This is a genomic window from Streptomyces sp. NBC_01707 (genome assembly GCF_041438805.1).
In the GTDB taxonomy this organism is placed as follows: domain Bacteria; phylum Actinomycetota; class Actinomycetes; order Streptomycetales; family Streptomycetaceae; genus Streptomyces.
This window is the reverse complement of record NZ_CP109190.1, coordinates 2,563,692-2,581,503: the sequence shown is the minus strand read 5'-3', so window position 1 is coordinate 2,581,503 and position 17,812 is coordinate 2,563,692. Positions and strand designations below refer to the sequence as shown.

Below are 17,812 nucleotides of genomic sequence, written 5' to 3'. Positions count from 1 at the left end.
ATCCCTCATGGCGCCCAGTCCGCCCAGGAGCCACCCGCGCAGGAACCTTCCGCGCGCTGTCCGGACGCTGCTCGCCTCCCTCGTCATCACCGCGGTGGCCGTGCCCATGGCGGGTGCGGCCCGGCCCTCGGCCGTTCCGGCGCCGGCCCCGGCCGCCCTTGCCCCGCTGCGGGCTGCGACCGCCGCGGATCTTGCCGACCGGTACGCAGTCAACCGCGGCTCCGTCCTCGCGGCCGAGCGGATGGCCACCCGACACGGCGACGGCAAGCGGGCCGCATCGCTGCGCGGTCTCGCCGACCCGGCGCGCCACCTCTTCTCCTTCGACGGCCGCGACGGCGGCCGCAGCGTCGAGGTCTTCGGCGACCTCTCCAGGGCGCGCCGGATCGCCGTGCTGGTCCCGGGGGCGGGCATCAGCCTCGACCGGTACTGGCGGCTGCGGGCCGGTGCCGTCGCCCTGCGCCGGGAGCTGGGCGAGGGGTCGGCGGTCATCGGCTGGCTCGGCTACGAAACGCCGGACACCGTGAGCGGGGCATCGGTGACCACGGGCCGGGCCGACGGCGCCGCATCCGAACTGCGTACGTTTCTCGCAGAGTTGAAACGAGCCGAGCCGACCGCCCGGACCTCGCTGCTGTGCCACTCCTACGGATCCGTGGTCTGCGCCGAGGCGGCGCCAGGGCTGGCGGTCGCCGACATCGTCCTGTACGGCAGCCCCGGCACCGGATTCGACGACGTCGCCGCACTCCACACCCCGGCCACCGTCTGGGCGGGACGGGGCCGCGACGACTGGATCGCCGACGTGCCCCACATGCGGCTCCGACTGCCTTTCGTCACCCTCGGGTTCGGAACGGACCCGGTCTCCGTGGCGTTCGGCGCCCGGTACTTCGCGGCGGGCGGCGGTGGCCACAGCGACTACCTGAAGCCCGGCTCCCTGTCGCTGGAGAACATCGCCCGGATCGTCTCCGGCCGGGACCCCGCCGAGGAAGGCCGTCATGCGTGAACTCGTCCGGCGGATCGACGCCGCCACCCCGACCGACCGCGACCGCGCCGTCGACGCACTGCGTGCCCTTGCCATTCTGGGCGTGGTGCTCGGCCACTGGCTGGTGACCGCCCTGATCGCCGACACCGGCACGGTGCGCGCCGCGAGCCCTCTCCAGCACATGCCGCAACTGATACCGGTCTCCTGGCTGTTCCAGACACTCGCGGTGTTCTTCCTGGTGGGCGGTCAGGTCGGGGCGAAGAGTTACGCCTCCGCCCGCACCCGCGGCATCACCTACCGGAAGTGGCTCGTCGCCCGTGCGGGCCGGCTGTTCAGGCCGGTCGCCGCCGTGCTGGTGGTGTGGGCCGTGATCGCGGGCGCGCTGCTCGCCTCCGGGGTGGGCACGGAGACCGTGCACGCGCTGCTCAAGCTGGTGCTGTCACCGCTCTGGTTCCTGCTGGTCTTCGCGGCGCTGACGGCGGCGACCCCGCTGGTGACGAAGCTTCATCCGCTGTGGCCTCTCGCCGTCGTGCTGCATGTCGACCTGATCCGGTTCGGCCTGGGCGGTCCCGCCTGGCTCGGCTGGATCAATGTGGCGGCCGGCTGGCTGGTGCCGTACTGCCTGGGCGCCAGCTGGGCCCGCGGCGGCCTGAGGAGCCGGTCGACCGGATGGGCCCTGCTGCTCGTCGGCGTCGCCGGCACCGCCGGACTCGTGCTGTGGGCCGGCTACCCGGCGTCCATGGTCGGGGTGCCCGGCTCCAGGGTCTCCAACCTGGACCCGCCCACCCTCGCGGCCGTCACTTTCGGCCTCGCCCAGTGCGGCGCGGCCCGGCTGCTGCTCGGTCCGTTGCGGCGCGTCCTGCGACGCCCCTCGGCCTGGGCGGCGGTGGCGCTGGTCAACCTCTCCGCGATGACCGTCTTCCTCTGGCACCAGACCGCGATGATGGTGGTCACCGCCGTCGGACTCCTCGCGGGCGAGACGTTGCCCGGTCTGCACACCGTGCCCAGGGACTTCGGCTGGGTGTTCGCGCGGCTGGCCTGGCTGCCCGCCTTCGCCGTGGCGCTGCTCGTGTGCCGGGCGGCATTCCGTAAGCACGAGGAGGGACGGCCGCGGAAAGGCGGCCGTATCGTCCGTGAGGGGCGTCCTGCCCGGAAGTCGGTGATGCGCCGTGCCTAAGGGTTGCCCCGTAGTCCCTGGTGGATCGGCGCGCGGCGTCGGATGCAGTGCATCGCGAGGCGGAGGGGCGTCATCGTACCGGTCGTATTCGGGCGTTCCGACGACGCGGCGAGGTGTCGTAGCTGTCGTCGTGCGCCCGCCTGGGATCACGGGACAGCCCATAGTCTGGACCGGACGAGGGGGTCGGTGATGGGGGACGGACAGCGGTTGAGGGCCGCGCTGCGGAGGGCTCCGCGCGCCCTGTTCGAGGATCTGTCGGCGCCCGCCGATCCACTGCCTGCCATGGGGGCTCCCGGATGGCCGGTCTGGCGGCCGGTGTTCGGGATGATGCTGGTCATCTGCGCCATGACCCTCGCCGTGGTCCAGGTGAACGCCCTGGCGCCCGGCGACGGCGGCGCCGTTCCGGGGTACGCGGTGCTGCTCGGCATCGCCCAGGCGGCGGCGCTGATCGTCGCCATGTCCCGTCCGGTGTCCGCCTGGTGGGCGTCGACGGTGCTCATGGTCGTCACGGCGCGGATCACGGAACCCGGGTCGAGCCCGGACACACTCTTCCCCTGGACCGTCTCGGGGCTCCTGCTCCAGTGCGGGGTGCTGTTCCTGCTGGCACTGCGGGTCCGTCCCCGCCGGTCGGCCGGGGCGCTGGTGATCACCCTCCTCGCGGCACTGTCCTGCGCCGTCGCCACCACCCGGGCACACCACTACGCCCTCGACCGTGGCACCCCGGTGCTGATCGCAGCCGTGGTGATCGGCGCCTCGCTGCGCGGCCTGCGGGTGGCCCGCACCCAACTGGTCGTCCAGGAGGAACTCACCGCCGGTGAGCGGGCCAGGCGCACCCTGCTGGAGGAGCGCAACCGGATCGCCCGCGAGCTGCACGACGTGGTCGCCCACCACATGTCGGTGATCTCCATCCAGGCGCAGGTCGCCCCGCACCTCGTCGAGAACCCGTCCGACGAACTCAGGGAGAACCTCGCCGGCATCCGTCAGAACGCTGTCGAGGCACTCACCGAACTGCGCCATGTGCTCGGCGTACTGCGCTCCGAGGACGCCCTCTCGAAGGGGGCGAGACACGCGCCGCAGCCCACTCTCGACCGCCTGGACGAGCTGCTGGCCAATGTGCGTGGTGCCGGGCTCGTGGTCACCACCGCAACCACCGGCACACCGCGCCCGCTGCCGCCGAGTGTCGAGCTGTCGGCGTTCCGGATCGTCCAGGAGGCGCTCAGCAACGCGATGCGGCATGCGCCCGGTGCCCGGGTGCGGGTGGAGACGGCATACGGGACGGCCGGGCTCACCGTCCGGATCACCAACACCGCTCCGGACGGACCCGCTGCGCCATCGCGGGGCATGGGGCACGGACTGCTCGGAATGCGCGAGCGGGCGGCGATGCTGGGCGGCGAACTCGTCACCGGAGGGACCCCGGACGGCGGCTACGAGGTCACGGCTATCCTGCCGGTGAGCGCCCCTGATCCGGCCGCCCTACCTGCTGAGGACATCCTGTGACGACCATCCGCGTACTGATCGCCGACGACCAGGTGATGGTCCGTCAGGGATTCACGGTGCTGCTCGACGCCGAACCCGGCATCGAGGTCGTGGGGCAGGCGGTGGACGGCCTCGACGCCGTGTCCAAGGTCGCCGAACTCGGCCCGGACGTCGTCCTGATGGATGTCCGGATGCCCGCGCTCGGCGGTATCGAGGCGACCCGTCGCATCACGTCACCGCACGCCGCCCGGGTCAAGGTGCTCATCCTGACCACCTTCGATCTCGACGAGTACGTGTACGAGGCGCTGCGCGCGGGCGCGTCCGGCTTTCTGCTCAAGGACGCCTCGGTGGAGGAGCTGGCCCATGCGGTACGGGTGGTGGCGGCGGGTGACGCGCTGCTCGCCCCGAACATCACCAAGCGGCTGATCGCCGAGTTCTCCCGGATGACCGCCGCGCCCAGGGCTCCGCTCATGGAGCGCGTCGGCGATCTGACGGAACGCGAGACAGAGGTGCTGTCCCTGATCGCGCAGGGGCTGTCGAACGCGGAGATCGCCACACGCCTGGTGGTGGCCGAGCAGACGGCGAAGACCCATGTGAGCAGGATCCTGGCCAAGCTGGGGCTGCGCGACCGGACGCAGGCGGCGGTCTTCGCGTACGAGACGGGCCTCGTCCGCCCGGCCGGCTACTGACGCACGTGCGCAAGGGCGGGGAGCGCGGGACCGTCCGTACTCCCCGCCCTTGCGTGAGGGTGGTGACCGCCCGACGGCGAGAGGCCGGCGCGACCGATTCGTTCGCGCCGCCGGGCGGAGTCCTGTGTGCAGGTTGTGCCGGGACCGCGGCGACGGGCGATGGGCGGCCGGGTCCGCTCTCTCTCAGGTCGAGAGCGCTTGCCGGCTGCCTTCACCACCGCACTGGCTCGCACGCCGCCGCGGACCTCGGTTGCGTCCGTCCCGCCGGACACCCCTCAGGGCCGGCCGGACGGACAACGCAAGGAAAATGACCTCCCGTCACATCCCTTGCGCGGTCTGTGTTCCGACGTCGTTCGGTGGAAGCAGGCTGGATCGGGGAGTGGCCCCACCGCGGAGGGGCGCATGTGCGTGCCTGGCCGCGCGAGCCCAGCATGATCCGAACGAGAGGCCCTAGTCCTCGCGCAGGGCACGGACCGCTTCCTCGACGCGCTCGCCGTACTCGGTGTCCGCGGCGTGGAAGTGGGCGAGGTTCTTCTCGATCACGTCGTCACGCGTGACCCGGGAGAGGCCACCGGCGATGTTGGCGACCAGGCGGCTCCTCTCGTCCTCGGACATCAGCCGGTAGAGCTCGCCCGCCTGGAAGAAGTCGTCGTCCTTGGTGTGGGCGGGCGCCGCGTGGGTGCCGGTCCAGCCGTGGACGGCGAGCGGGGCGGAGAGCGTCGCGTCGGTCTGGGCGGGCCCGGCGTACGAGTTGGGCTCAAAGTTCTTGTCGTGCCGCGCACCGTTGCGGGTGGCGTGCAGACCGTCGCGGCCGTAGTTGTCGACGGCGGCGGTCCGTGGCGCGTTCACCGGGAGCTGGGTGTGGTTGACGCCGAGCCGGTAGCGGTGCGCGTCGGCGTAGGCGAACAGACGGCCCTGCAGCATCTTGTCCGGGGACGGGCCGATGCCGGGCACGAAGTTGTTCGGGGAGAAGGCGGCCTGCTCGACCTCGGCGAACACATTGTCCGGGTTACGGTCCAGGACCAGCCGGCCCACCCGCTGCAGCGGGTAGTCGCCGTGCGGCCACACCTTGGTGAGGTCGAACGGGTTGAAGCGGTAGTCCGCGGCCTCGGCGGCCGGCATGACCTGCACGTACAGGGTCCAGGACGGGTTCACGCCCCGCTCGATGGCCTGCAGCAGGTCCGTCTGGTGGGAGTTGCCGTCCCTGCCCGCGAGTTCGGCGGCCTGGTCACTGGAGAGGGAGCGGACACCCTGGTTCGTCTTGAAGTGGTACTTGACGAAGAAGGCCTCGCCCTCGGCGTTCGTCCACTGGTAGGTGTGCGAGCCGTAGCCGTTCATGTGACGGTACGAGGCGGGGATGCCGCGGTCGCCCATCAGCCAGGTCACCTGGTGGGTCGCCTCCGGGGAGTGCGCCCAGAAGTCCCAGACGTTGTCCGGCTCCTGACGACCCGTGAAGGGATCGCGCTTCTGCGAGTGGATGAAGTCGGGGAACTTGATCGGGTCCTTGATGAAGAACACCGGGGTGTTGTTGCCGACCAGGTCGTAATTGCCCTCGTCCGTGTAGAACTTGAGGGCGAAGCCGCGCGGATCACGCACGGCGTCGGCGCCGCCGAGCGAATCGGCGACCGTCGAGAACCGGATGAACGTCTCGGTGCGCTTGCCGACGGCGGAGAGGAAGTCGGCACGGGTGAAGCCGGTGACATCGTCCGTGACCTCGAAGTAGCCGTACGCGCCGGAGCCGCGGGCGTGGACCACGCGCTCCGGAATGCGCTCCCGGTTGAAGCGCGCGAGCTTCTCCAGCAGGTGCTGGTCCTGGAGGAGGATCGGGCCACCGACGCCTGCGGTGGCGGAGTTCTGGTTGTCGGCGACCGGGGCGCCTGACTCGGTCGTAAGCACACGCTGCGTCATGGTGTCGGGGCGACCTTCCGTACGGGAGTTGCTGAACTGCGACGCCCTGGGGGCTCCAGGAGCGTAAGTACGCTCCGAACCGAACGTCAACAGTTTGTTGAAATTGAGAGTGGGGTGTTCCGGATGGTGCCGACGCCTGGGCGCGACAGGACAGGTGTCGGCGCCGACACCATCCGGAAGTCTGGGGGCGGGTCGGTCAGGCCTGGACGGACTGACCCGAGAGGCGCTCGACCGCGCGCAGCAGCGCCGAGTGGTCCAGGCCGCCGTCGCCCTGTGCGCGCAGCGAGGCGACGAGTTGCGCGACAACGGCGCCGACGGGCAGCGCGGCACCGACATTGCGGGCGGCGTCGGTGACGATGCCCATGTCCTTGTGGTGCAGGTCGATCCGGAAGCCCGGCGCGAAGTCCCGCTTGAGGAAGTTGTCCTTCTTGCGGGTCAGCACGGTCGAGCCGGCCAGCCCGCCGTTCAGCACGTCGAGCGCGGCGGAGAGGTCCACCCCGGACTTCTCCAGGAAGACGACGGCCTCGGCGCAGGCCTGGATGTTCACCGCGACGATCAGCTGGTTGGCGGCCTTGACCGTCTGGCCGGAACCGTGCGGACCGCAGAGCACGATGGTCCTGCCGAGTGCCTGGAGGATCGGCTGCGCGGCGTCGAAATCGGCCTGCTCGCCGCCGACCATGATCGACAGTACGGCCTCGATCGCACCGGCCTCGCCACCGGACACCGGGGCGTCCAGCACGCGGATGCCTCGGTTCTTCGCCCTGTTCGCGAGGTCCACGGAGGTCTGCGGGGTGATCGAGGACATGTCGATCAGCAGGGCCCCGGACCTCGCGTTCTCCAGGATGCCGTCGGGGCCGTACGCGATGGCCTCGACCTGCGGGGAGGCCGGCACCATCGTGATCACGACATCGGCGTCCCGAACCGCCTCGGCGATCGAGCCCGCACCGTTCCCGCCGGCGGCGACCAGCCGGTCGATCTTGTCCTGCTCCAGGGTGTGACCGGTGACGTCGTAACCGGCCTTGATCAGGTTCTCGGACATGGGGGAGCCCATGATGCCGAGTCCGATCCACGCAACCTTGGGGAGGTTGTTGCTCATGAGGGTGCCTTCCTGAAAACGTGTCTACGAGGGGGGCCGACGCCCTCAGCGGGCCGCGCGCGCCTCGGCGGGAAGCCAGTCGAAGGACTCGGAGCTCGGTCGGTCGCCCGGCTTGTACTCCAGGCCGACCCAGCCGTCGTAACCGGCCTTCGTCAGCTCGTCGAGGAGTTGCTCGAGCGGCAGTGACCCGGTGCCGGGTGCGCCGCGCCCCGGGTTGTCGGCGATCTGGACGTGGCCGGTCCTCCCGGCGTACGCGGCGATCACCTGGCTGAGGTCCTCGCCGTTCATCGACAGGTGGTACAGGTCCAGCAGGAACCTGGCGTTGCCGAGGCCCGTCGCGGAGTTGACCTTGTCGACGACCTCGATCCCGGCCGGTGCGCTCACCAGCGGGTAGCGCGGCGACTCCGGCTCGTTCAAGGTCTCGATCAGCAGGACGGCCCCGATCCGGTCGGCCGCGCGGGCGGCCAGGACCAGGTTCTCCAGGGCGAGTTCGTCCTGTACGGCCGGGTCCACGCCGTCGACGCGGTTGCCGTAGAGCGCGTTCAGCGCCTTGCAGCCGACCGAGGCGGCGAAGTCGGCCGCCACGTCGATGTTGGCGCGGAACCGGTCCGACTCGGCGCCGGGTACGGAGAGCGCACCGCGGTCGGGGCCGGGCAGCTGTCCGGCGTAGAAGTTCAGCCCCACCAGCTGTGTGCCCGCGTCGTCGAGCGCCTTCTTGAGGGCGTCGAGTTCGGTCTGCGGCGGGGTGGGGGTCTCGATCCAGGGCCACCACAGCTCGACCGCCGTGAAGCCCGCTGCGGCGGCGGCCGCGGGGCGCTCCAGGAGCGGGAGTTCCGTGAAGAGGATCGAAAGGTTCACATCGAAGCGCTGGTCCGGGTGTCCCATGAGGTCAGGCGCTCCTTCCGTATTGCGGAAGTTAGTTTCTGCTTAACGGAAGATTGCATGGCTGACGGGAGGACTGTCAAGAGGGGGTCCGCACATCGGGCCGCCGGGAGCGGTGCGCGCGGTGCAGTGCATGGTGGTTGCGGAGGATGCAACCGGAATTGCGCCACTTGCGACTTCGTCAGCGGCGGGAGAGTGTGGCTGACATGTCCGACGCAGCCGACCCCGAGGTGCCGCGCATGACGACCCGCACCAGCCGACGCGCGCTTCTCGGAGCGCTACTGGCGGGCGCCGCAGCCTCCTTCTCGCCGGCCCCGCCCGCGCCGTCCGGCCCGACGGCCTGGCCGGACGCACCGGTTGCCCGTGACCGAAAGGCCGGGACGCTCTTCCTGGGGACGTATACCTCGACAGTCGGAGGGGGTACGGGAATCGGCGTCGCCGGGTACGCCCCGGCGACCGGGGTGATCACCGGGCGCACGACGATCACCGGTGTCGACAACCCCTCGTACCTCGCCCTGCACCCCTCGGGCACCACGCTGTACGCCGTCGACGAACAGGAACAGGGCGGTGTGACGGCCGTGGCGCTCGGCCCGGGCGGAACGTTCCGGGTGCTGGGCACCCGCTCCACCGGCGGCGCCGGCCCCTGCCATCTCTCGGTCCACCCGAGCGGCCGGTGGCTGCTGAGCGCCAACTACACCTCGGGCAGCGTTGCCGTGCACCCGATCGCAGCCGACGGTTCGCTGGGGGAGCGCACCGACCTGGTCGTCCAGACCGCCCCGGCCCCCGGCCCCGGCCAGGACGGGCCGCACGCCCACCAGATCGTCACCGCCCCCGACGGCGGCCATGTCCTCGCCGTCGACCTGGGCAACGACACCGTCTACACGTACCGGCTCGACACACGCCGGGGCACGCTCCGCCAGCTCTCCTACGCCAGGCTGCGGCCGGGCGCCGGACCGCGCCACCTCACCTTCCACCCGAGCGGCCGCTTCGCCTACCTCGCCTGCGAGGTCGACAACACCGTCGTCGTCTGCGGTTACGACCCCGCCACCGGCGCGGTGACCCCGGGGGCCGGACAGTCCACCGGAACCGGAACCGGCCCCAGCTACCCCGCCCAGCTCCTGGTCACCGGCGACGGCCGCTTCGCCTACCTCGCCAACCGAGGCCACAACAGCCTGACGCGCTACGCCGTCGAGGCCGGCGGGGCCGCGCTGCGGCTGATCGACACGGTGCCGGTGGGCGGTGACTTCCCCCGGCAGATCGCCTTCTCGCCGGGCGGGGCGCTGCTCTTCGCCGCCAATCAGCGGTCAGGCACGGTGACGGTCTTCGACGTCGACCGGGCGGACGGCGGCCTGCGCCTCACCGGAACCCCGTTCGCCGCCCCGATGGCCGCCTGTGTGCTGCCGCTCCCGCCGTCGGGCCCGGCGGCGGTCCGTTAGGGTCGGGGCCGAGCCGCGGGCCCCGGGTGCACGGCGAGCAGATGAGGGAGGCACAGTGCGCTTGAGAGTGGAGTTCACCACCGAGCCGTTCGATCTCGACGAGGCACCCGCACACGCGGTGGTGGCCCGCGAGGTCATCCAGTCGGCCGAACTGGACGCCGTGGACGTCGGCCCCTTCGGCAATACCGCGGAGGGCGGCGCGGACGCGGTGCTCACCGCGGTGGACTCCCTGCTTCGAAAGGCCCTGGCGTCGGGTGCCACCCGGATATCGCTCCAGGTCAACGTCGTCGGGGAGGACTCGAAGTGACCGAACCCGCGGACCACCCCCTCGTCACCGCGGTCAAGCCACTCGTCGACGCCATGGGTGCCGAGCTGGTCGGGCCCGAGCAGGCACGGGCCGACGACGTGTTGCTGGCCTGGGAGGGCGAGGACGTCATAGCCGTGCGCCTGCCGCAGTTGTCGGACTCGCTCGACCACATCCTGGCCGCCATGGAGCGACAGCACGGGATGCCACTCGCCGACCTCGACCGGAAGACGAAGCAGGCGGCCGTGCGGACCCTGGAGGCACGCGGTGCCTTCTCCGTACGGCATGGGGTGGAGACGGTGGCCGGGGCCCTCGGTGTCAGCCGCTTCACCGTCTACAACTATCTCAACCGGGAGAAGGACACCTGATGTGGAAGCGACATCCACACGAGTGAAAGGCTAGCGACTCGTAAAACCGCAGATCACCCCACATCGTGTCCCCTCGGATTCGGATGTGGAGTGATCTCGACGGATGTGCACGGCCGACATCGGAACCGTCCGGCAGCGGCTGCCGACTTCGGGTAGGCCTTCCCTGCGGGGTTCAGTAGCGCAGCACCGCGGCGATCCGGTCGTGTTCGGTGAGGCGGTCGTCGGGGAGGAAGACCACCTCGGTGCCGTGGTCCAGGGCGGTCTCCACGAGTTCGTCGACGATGTCCTCGCGAACGCCGGCCTCCCAGCCGCCCTCTGGTTCGCCGCCCACCGGGGTGAGGTGGCCGTCGGTCAGCCGAACGGTGGGTTGGAAGTGCTCCTCGACGGCGATGATCGCGGCACGACCGGCGTTGGCAGCTTCCCAGACCTCATCCAGCCCGGCGGCGAAGGTTCGCCGACTGCGGGCATCGTCCAGTGCCGTGTCGACCCGGCTGGTCTCCTGGGCCGCCAGTGCGGCGCGGGCGGGTTCGAGCTCCTGGAGAAGGACCCTTTCGGGGCCGTCGGTGAGGCCACCCTTGGCCACTGTGGCGGCCGGTGCGATGGCTGCGGTGCCGACCTCCTGCAGCAGGGCCACGGCCTCGGCGAGTCCGACCAGGAACAGTGGGCGGGGCTCGGCTGACAGCATCGCGGTGAGAGCGATGTCGACGGTGCGCATGAAGCGGCGGGTGTCCTCATCGCTGAAAGTGCTCGGCTGGTCGCCCACGCGTTCCTTGTGCTGGACGTCCCACTCGCCTTCCGGCGCCACGGCGGGGAATCCGTTCCCCTCGTGCTGCTGGAGGGAGTTACCTGTGCCGCTCCACAGGGTCGCCCTGTCGGCGGCGACGGCCAGCACCCAGTAGGGGTGGGCCTGGGCCTTGGCGGCGACCAGGTTGCGGGTCAGGAAGGTGTCGCTGAGGACTACTCGCTCCGGGACATGACGCGCCACGGTCCAGGTCTGGTGCTCGTCAGTGGTGGCGTACAGCACAAGGCCGTCCATGGCGTGGCGCAGATCGACGTCGGCCACTGCCCGCTCCAGCTGGGTGTGCAGGTCGATGCGGTCCTGGCGCGATGCCTGCGGGTCGGTGTCGATCCGGCGCTCGGCCTCCGCGAGGAGGTTGCGCAACTGCACCGCGTCCTGGGCGTTTTCCGGCTCGCGCCGGTGCGTCGGCATCGTCAGGGAGACCGCCGGGTAGGGCCTGTCAGCCCTCAGGTCTCGCAGCATGTCGGAAGTCAGGGCATCAGTTTCCATGAGGGTGCCTTCCTGGTGAGCCCTTTGCTGTTACGAACGCTTCCGCAACCTCGCCGTGTAGGGGACGCTCTTGGACCGCTTCGTGCAGATGGGACCGGCCTCCGCGCCATTCGATCCGGTGCGGATCATCGACGCAATGCTCGGCGTCATGGATTCCAGCCCCCCGGAGAGGGCCGATCAGGTCGCGGACGACGTCGGCCGTCTCATCATGGATCGTGACCACCCGGCCCCCGGGGAGCACCGGTGCACGACTGTCGGGGCGCTCATGGATCAAGCGTGCTCCCGTCCGGCTGCTCGTGCACGCCGCGCAACCCGCCGTCCGTCCCCACTGGAGCGGTCATCGACGGGAGAACCTCCCGATACCCGGCCTCATCCGGAGTGCGGTCGGGGAGAACAGGGACAGGCAATTGCCGAGTTCGGATCGGTGGCACCGGCGCGTATCGATCCGGGCGGCCCGGGCGGGTCTCGCCGGAGTCAAAGAATGTTCGAAGTGAGCGGCGAGGCCCCACCTTCTTGATCCGCTCTCCCCGTCGGGGTGAGTGCACACCCTTTCCACTGTGGCACTGGGAAGCGAGGGGTGCGAGGCAGAGAATTGCGTTACGAAGCCGCCTGAGGTCGGTCAAGGGGGAATCGTCGCGTCAGGGCACCATGCACCGTCTGTCGCTCTCCGGTCACTTCGAGGCGGAAGCATGCATCCCAACCGGGAAAATGCCGCCAAAGGTGAGTAGCGGAGCGAAGCGGATCACAAGCGCATGGAAGGCCGTTGTCCGGATCGTCCGGCGACGGACATTTCCGTTCAGGGAATTTCAACAAAGTGTTGACGTGGTGTTGCGGAAGGCGTTAGCTATCCGCAGCCCGACCAACGCACAGCGAAGAACAGCCACGGAGGTTCCCGTGACTTCGAGCTCCACACCGGGCCTTGCCCGGTTCAACATCCTGGCGGACGACGAGGCCATCACCGCGTTGCACGAGGTGTGTGCCAGCGGGGCATGGGGAAGAGCGATCCTCTCCCGGCGCCCGTACGCCACCGCAGAAGCCCTCCTCTCCGCCGGTGACGCCGCCACGGCCGAGCTGACCGAGGACGAACTGGCCGACGCGATGGCCGGACACCCCCCGATCGGCCGCCCGAAGCCCGGGGACCCCACCTCCTCACGCGAACAGCGGGGGATGGCCGGCGCCACCGAGGAGCTCAAGGCCGAGATGCTCGAACTGAACCTGGCCTACCAGGAGCGGTTCGGACATGTCTTCCTGATCTGCGCCACCGGTGCCACCGGTGAGCAGATGCGTGACGCGGTGAAGTCCCGGATCGGGAACTCGCCCGAGCAGGAGCGCGAGATCGTGCGCACCGAACTGGGCAAGATCAACCGCATCCGGCTGACCCGTCTCGTGACAGAAGGAGAGTGACGGTCTTGCGCACCGACACCACCGCATCGGTGTCCACGCACATCCTGGACACCAGCATCGGCCGCCCCGCCGAGGCCGTCCCCGTCTCGCTCGCCGCCCGCAGCGGCAGCGACGCGAAGTGGGTGACGCTCGGCGGCTCCGCTACCGACGCGGACGGGCGATGCAAGGACCTGCCGGCACCGCCGGTGGGCACCACCCACGTACGGCTCGACTTCGACACCGAGTCGTACTTCAGTTCCAAGAAGCAAGCCGAGGCGCAGCAGGACGCCCCCCGCGTAAGGGACAGCGGCGCGTTCTTCCCGGAGGTGGCGATCACCTTCGCCGTCGTACCGGGCGAGCACTATCACGTACCGCTGCTGCTCAACCCGTTCGGCTACTCCGTTTACCGAGGGAGCTAGCACCGACATGCCCACGATTCTCGGCCAGAACCAGTACGGCAAAGCAGAGAACCGCGTCGTCAGGATCACGCGGGACGGCGACACCCACCACATCAAGGACCTGAACGTCTCGGTCGCCCTCTCCGGCGACATGGACGACGTCCACTACTCCGGCTCCAACGCCAACGTCCTGCCGACCGACACCACCAAGAACACGGTGTACGCGTTCGCCAAGGAGCACGGCATCGAGTCCGCCGAGCAGTTCGGCATCCACCTCGCCCGTCACTTCGTGGCGTCGCAGGAGCCGATCAAGACCGCGCGGATCCGGATCGAGGAGTACGCCTGGGAGCGCATCGCCGCCTCCGACGACAACTCGCAGTTCATCGGCGCCGACGAGGTCAAGCACTCCTTCGTCCGCAAGGGCCAGGAGACGCGCACCACCCAGATCACCTTCGACGGCGAGAAGTGGCAGGTCATCTCAGGTCTCAAGGACCTCGTGGTGATGAATTCCACCAGCTCCGAGTTCTGGGGCTACGTCAAGGACAAGTACACGACGCTCAAGGAGGCGTACGACCGCATCCTCGCGACCGAGGTGTCCGCCAAGTGGCGGTACAACTGGACCAGCGACGATGTGCGCATGCCGAACTGGGAGAAGTCCTACGAGCAGACGCGCAAGCACATGCTCCAGGCCTTCGCCGAGACGTACTCCCTCTCGCTGCAGCAGACCCTCTACCAGATGGGTTCGCGCATCATCAACAGCCGCAGCGAGGTGGACGAGATCCGCTTCTCGCTGCCGAACAAGCACCACTTCCTGGTGGACCTGGAACCGTTCGGCCTCAAGAACGACAACGAGGTCTACTTCGCCGCGGACCGTCCGTACGGCCTGATCGAGGCGACTGTGCTGCGCGACGGCACGGAGCCGCAGATCCCGGTCGACATGACCAACCTCTGACGCGGCACCGAACCGGTTCCCGCCCACCGACGGGCGGGGACCGGCCGGACCGGAGGGAACCCCCCCATGGCACAGCACGCAACGGGGCCGGCCGCACAAGGCCCGTGCACCGCATCTCCGGAGAGCACCGCGCATCCGTCCGGCCTGCTGATCGCCGGACCCGCCACCGTCCTTCCGACGCCCGCAGGGCCCGGCCTCCGCGCCGGATCCCCGTCCCGGGTGCCGACCGTGCGGCGCCCCGGGACCGGGGCGGGAGCGATCGTCGCCGTCCCGCTCAACATGTTCTTCCGACATCTCGGCACCCACGGCCGCACGGCTGTGGCACTCAAATCCTCCTAGGGTCCTGCCGTGCCCACCTCCCCGCAGAGAGAAGAAGGAAGCGCCATGGCAGCCCCTGATCGTGTGGAACGCATCGTCATCGAGAACTGTTCGATCGCGACCGTCGACGCCGACGACACGGAGTACGCCTCGGGCCATGTGGTCGTCGCGGGCAACCGCATCGAGCACGTCGGCGCCGGCCGGGCCCCCGAAGGCCTGGAGAGTGTCGTACGACGCATCGACGGCGCCGGGCACCTCGTCACTCCCGGCCTCATCAACACCCACCACCACTTCTACCAGTGGATCACCAGGGGCCTGGCGACGGACCACAACCTATTCGACTGGCTGGTCGCGCTCTATCCGACATGGGCACGCATCGACGAGCCGATGGTTCGCGCGGCCGCGCAGGGATCGCTCGCGATGATGGCCCGCGGCGGCGTCACCACCGCCATGGACCACCATTACGTCTACCCGCAGGGCTCCGGCGACCTGTCCGGCGCCATCATCGGGGCAGCCCGCGACGTGGGCGTACGGTTCACCCTCGCCAGGGGCTCCATGGACCGCAGCCGGAAGGACGGCGGACTGCCGCCGGACTTCGCCGTCGAGACGCTCGACGGCGCGCTCGCCGCCACCGAGGCGACCATCGACGCGCACCACGACGGATCGTTCGACTCCATGACCCAGATCGCCGTCGCGCCCTGCTCGCCCTTCTCCATCTCCACCGAACTGCTCCGTCAGGGAGCCGAGCTGGCCCGCCGCCGCGGCGTCCGGATGCACACCCACGGCTCGGAGACCGTCGAGGAGGAGAAGTTCTGCCACGAGCTGTTCGGGATGGGCCCGACCGACTACTTCGAGTCGACGGGCTGGCTCGGCAACGACGTGTGGATGGCGCACTGCGTCCATATGAACGACTCCGACATCGCCGCGTTCGCCCGCACCGGAACGGGCGTCGCGCACTGCCCGTCCTCCAACGCCCGCCTCGCCGCAGGCATCGCCCGGGTCCCCGACATGCTTGCCGCGGGTGTCCCGGTGGGGCTCGGGGTCGACGGCACCGCCTCCAACGAGTCCGGTGAGCTCCACACCGAACTCCGCAACGCCCTCCTCATCAACCGCCTCGGAGCCCACCGCGAACGCGCCCTGAATGCCCGTCAGGCCCTGCGCCTGGGCACATACGGCGGAGCCCAGGTGCTCGGCCGCGCCGACCAGATCGGCTCCCTGGAGGTGGGCAAGCTCGCCGACCTGGTGCTCTGGAAGCTGGACACGCTCGCCCACTCCTCCATCGCCGACCCGGTCACCGCGCTCGTGTTCGGCGCGGCGGCCCCCGTCACCCTCTCCCTCGTCGACGGGAAGACGGTCGTCGAGAGCAACCACCTGACCACCGTGGACGAGGACGCCATCGCGCGTACCACCCGCGACGAGGCCCGCCGCCTCGCGCAGATCGCCGCCGGAGCCTGACGCTCCGGGGCGCCCCCGAGAACGGCCGGCCGAAGGGGGACGGCCCTTGGCCGGCCGCCGTGGGCCCGAGCGGGGTCCACGGCAGCCGGTCCGGCGGGCACGTACGCAGACGTACGCGCCCGCCGGACCGGTGACCGAAGCTGCCGCATCAGCTGCACGACCTGCCCCACCTGCACCAACGCACCACCTCCCAGACACCCGCGTCGCTTTGACGTGTAACCGACCGGAGGAACCGCCGTGGCAGCACAGCCCAGGTTTCGCAACGACGCAGTCGCAGTACCCGACCAGGAGCCGATACGGGACGACCCGCAGGTCGCCGACGGCGGGCATCCGGTCGACGAGACCCTCCCCCCACTGAAGATGTTCACCAGCGGACTGCAGCACGTGGCCGCGATGTACGCGGGTGTGGTGGCACCGCCCATGATCGTGGGACCGGCCGTGGGCCTCACCCCCAAGGAGACCGCCTTCCTGATGGGGGCGAGCCTCTTCACCGCCGGCATCGCCACGCTGCTCCAGACCCTCGGTTTCTGGCGCATCGGCGCCCGGCTGCCGTTCGTCAACGGCGTCTCGTTCGCCGGTGTGACACCGATGATCGCGATCGGCAAGGACCGCGGACACGACGGCATCGCCGTCATCTTCGGCGCGATCATCGTGGCCGGCCTGCTCGGCTTCGTCCTCGCCCCCTACTTCTGCAAACTGGTCCGCTTCTTCCCGCCCGTCGTCACCGGCACCGTCATCACCCTGATCGGCGTCTCCTTGCTGCCGGTCGCCTTCAACTGGTCCCAGGGCGGTAACGCCACGGCCGACGGGTACGGGTCGACGACGAACATCTCCATGGCGGCCCTCACCCTGGTGATCGTCCTCGCGCTGCGCAAACTGCTGCGCGGCTTCCTCCAGCAGATCGCGATCCTGCTCGGGCTGGTCGCCGGAACCCTGATCGCGATCCCGGTCGGCATCACCGACTTCGGCGCGATCAAGGACGCCGACCTGATCGGCTTCCCGACCCCGTTCCACTTCGGGGCGCCGCAGTTCGAGATCGCCGCCATCGTCTCCATGTGCGTCGTGATGCTGGTCTGCATGACCGAGTCCACCGCGGACATGCTGGCACTCGGAAAGATCGTCGGCCGTCCGGCGGACGAGCGGACCATCGAGGGCGGCCTGCGCGCCGACACCCTGGGCAGCGCGGTCAGCCCGCTCTTCAACGGATTCATGTGCAGCGCCTTCGCGCAGAACATCGGCCTCGTGGCGATGACCAAGGTGCGCAGCCGGTTCGTCGTCGCTGCGGGCGGGGGCATCCTCGTCGTGCTCGGCCTGGTCCCGGTCGGCGCGTCCGTCATCGCGCTCGTGCCACTGCCGGTGCTCGGCGGTGCGGGCATCGTGCTCTTCGGCTCGGTCGCCGCGAGCGGCATCCAGACGCTGGCCGGCGCCGCCCTGGAGAAGGGCGAGAACGCGCTGATCGTCGCGGCCGCCCTCGGAATCGGCCTCATCCCGATCGCCGCGCCGGAGTTCTACCACGCGTTCCCCAAAGATCTCCTCGTCGTGCTGGACTCGGGGATCTCCACCGGGTGCGTCGTGGCGATCGTCCTCAATCTGGCCTTCAACCACCTGGGCAGGAAGCCGGAACCGGTGGCGGAGGAACCTTCCTCGGCCGAGGCAGCGGCTCCCGTGGCCGCGCACTGAGCGCATCCGGTACGGCGCAGTGGCGC

The 17,812-nt window shown here is 70.0% G+C and carries 17 protein-coding genes; 13 read left to right on the top strand and 4 right to left on the bottom strand.

Going from position 1 to position 17,812, the window contains the following annotated elements; translation table 11 throughout:
* The first annotated feature begins 7 nt into the window (after positions 1 to 7).
* From OG963_RS11610 to OG963_RS11595, 4 genes are all read left to right on the top strand, one after another.
* Positions 8 to 997, top strand: coding sequence for an alpha/beta hydrolase (locus OG963_RS11610; RefSeq protein ID WP_093930153.1), 990 nt, complete (start codon positions 8 to 10; stop codon positions 995 to 997).
* Positions 990 to 2,153 carry an acyltransferase gene (locus tag OG963_RS11605; RefSeq protein ID WP_371798852.1) on the top strand — a complete coding sequence of 388 codons (1,164 nt, stop codon included), beginning with the start codon at positions 990 to 992 and terminating at the stop codon, positions 2,151 to 2,153. Before OG963_RS11610 ends, OG963_RS11605 begins: the two co-directional genes overlap by 8 nt.
* A gap of 189 nt (positions 2,154 to 2,342) precedes the next feature.
* Positions 2,343 to 3,650: a sensor histidine kinase gene (locus OG963_RS11600; protein WP_371798851.1), complete on the top strand. Its 1,308-nt coding sequence runs from the start codon at positions 2,343 to 2,345 to the stop codon at positions 3,648 to 3,650.
* Positions 3,647 to 4,318: a response regulator transcription factor gene (locus OG963_RS11595; RefSeq protein ID WP_093775826.1), complete on the top strand. Its 672-nt coding sequence runs from the start codon at positions 3,647 to 3,649 to the stop codon at positions 4,316 to 4,318. The genes OG963_RS11600 and OG963_RS11595 overlap by 4 nt, the downstream gene beginning before the upstream one ends.
* Positions 4,319 to 4,768: 450 nt before the next feature.
* Here OG963_RS11595 and OG963_RS11590 read toward each other — a convergent pair whose 3' ends face one another.
* The 3 genes from OG963_RS11590 to OG963_RS11580 all read right to left on the bottom strand — a co-directional run bounded on the left by OG963_RS11590 (position 4,769) and on the right by OG963_RS11580 (position 8,207).
* Positions 4,769 to 6,226, bottom strand: coding sequence for a catalase (locus OG963_RS11590; protein WP_319329694.1), 1,458 nt, complete (start codon positions 6,224 to 6,226; stop codon positions 4,769 to 4,771).
* 196 nt (positions 6,227 to 6,422) lie between these two features.
* Entirely contained in the window at positions 6,423 to 7,322 is a 900-nt protein-coding gene (locus OG963_RS11585) for a 2-hydroxy-3-oxopropionate reductase (RefSeq protein WP_093775830.1), read from the bottom strand.
* A 45-nt stretch (positions 7,323 to 7,367) separates the two neighbouring features.
* A complete protein-coding gene (locus OG963_RS11580) occupies positions 7,368 to 8,207 on the bottom strand; it encodes a TIM barrel protein (RefSeq protein WP_093930157.1) in 840 nt (279 codons plus the stop codon).
* Positions 8,208 to 8,443: 236 nt separating this feature from the next.
* Here OG963_RS11580 and OG963_RS11575 point away from each other — a divergent pair, with 236 nt between their 5' ends.
* The 3 genes from OG963_RS11575 to OG963_RS11565 are packed head-to-tail and all read left to right on the top strand — an operon-like array spanning position 8,444 to position 10,312.
* Complete coding sequence (locus tag OG963_RS11575) at positions 8,444 to 9,640, top strand: lactonase family protein (protein WP_319739292.1); 1,197 nt, start codon at positions 8,444 to 8,446, stop codon at positions 9,638 to 9,640.
* Positions 9,641 to 9,695: 55 nt separating this feature from the next.
* Positions 9,696 to 9,947, top strand: a complete 252-nt coding sequence (locus OG963_RS11570; protein ID WP_078878704.1) for a hypothetical protein — start codon at positions 9,696 to 9,698, stop codon at positions 9,945 to 9,947.
* Positions 9,948 to 10,000: 53 nt separating this feature from the next.
* Positions 10,001 to 10,312 (top strand): helix-turn-helix domain-containing protein, encoded by a 312-nt coding sequence (locus tag OG963_RS11565; protein ID WP_176902270.1) that lies wholly within the window; start codon positions 10,001 to 10,003, stop codon positions 10,310 to 10,312.
* 172 nt (positions 10,313 to 10,484) lie between these two features.
* Here OG963_RS11565 and OG963_RS11560 read toward each other — a convergent pair whose 3' ends face one another.
* Positions 10,485 to 11,600, bottom strand: a complete 1,116-nt coding sequence (locus OG963_RS11560) for a chemotaxis protein (RefSeq protein ID WP_093775836.1) — start codon at positions 11,598 to 11,600, stop codon at positions 10,485 to 10,487.
* A gap of 894 nt (positions 11,601 to 12,494) precedes the next feature.
* Here OG963_RS11560 and uraD point away from each other — a divergent pair.
* From uraD to OG963_RS11530, 6 genes are all read left to right on the top strand, one after another.
* Positions 12,495 to 13,004, top strand: a complete 510-nt coding sequence (uraD, locus tag OG963_RS11555) for a 2-oxo-4-hydroxy-4-carboxy-5-ureidoimidazoline decarboxylase (RefSeq protein WP_030916901.1) — start codon at positions 12,495 to 12,497, stop codon at positions 13,002 to 13,004.
* 5 nt (positions 13,005 to 13,009) lie between these two features.
* Positions 13,010 to 13,402, top strand: coding sequence for a hydroxyisourate hydrolase (gene uraH / locus OG963_RS11550; protein ID WP_093776188.1), 393 nt, complete (start codon positions 13,010 to 13,012; stop codon positions 13,400 to 13,402).
* A 7-nt stretch (positions 13,403 to 13,409) separates the two neighbouring features.
* Positions 13,410 to 14,333: a factor-independent urate hydroxylase gene (gene pucL / locus OG963_RS11545; protein ID WP_093775838.1), complete on the top strand. Its 924-nt coding sequence runs from the start codon at positions 13,410 to 13,412 to the stop codon at positions 14,331 to 14,333.
* Between the two features lie 66 nt (positions 14,334 to 14,399).
* The gene (locus OG963_RS11540) at positions 14,400 to 14,672 is read left to right on the top strand and encodes a hypothetical protein (RefSeq protein WP_093775840.1); all 273 of its coding nucleotides are present in this window, start codon (positions 14,400 to 14,402) and stop codon (positions 14,670 to 14,672) included.
* 45 nt (positions 14,673 to 14,717) lie between these two features.
* Positions 14,718 to 16,106, top strand: coding sequence for an 8-oxoguanine deaminase (locus OG963_RS11535; RefSeq protein WP_371798850.1), 1,389 nt, complete (start codon positions 14,718 to 14,720; stop codon positions 16,104 to 16,106).
* 237 nt (positions 16,107 to 16,343) lie between these two features.
* On the top strand, positions 16,344 to 17,786 hold the full coding sequence (locus OG963_RS11530; protein ID WP_078878702.1) for a nucleobase:cation symporter-2 family protein: 1,443 nt from the start codon (positions 16,344 to 16,346) through the stop codon (positions 17,784 to 17,786).
* Positions 17,787 to 17,812: the final 26 nt, after the last annotated feature.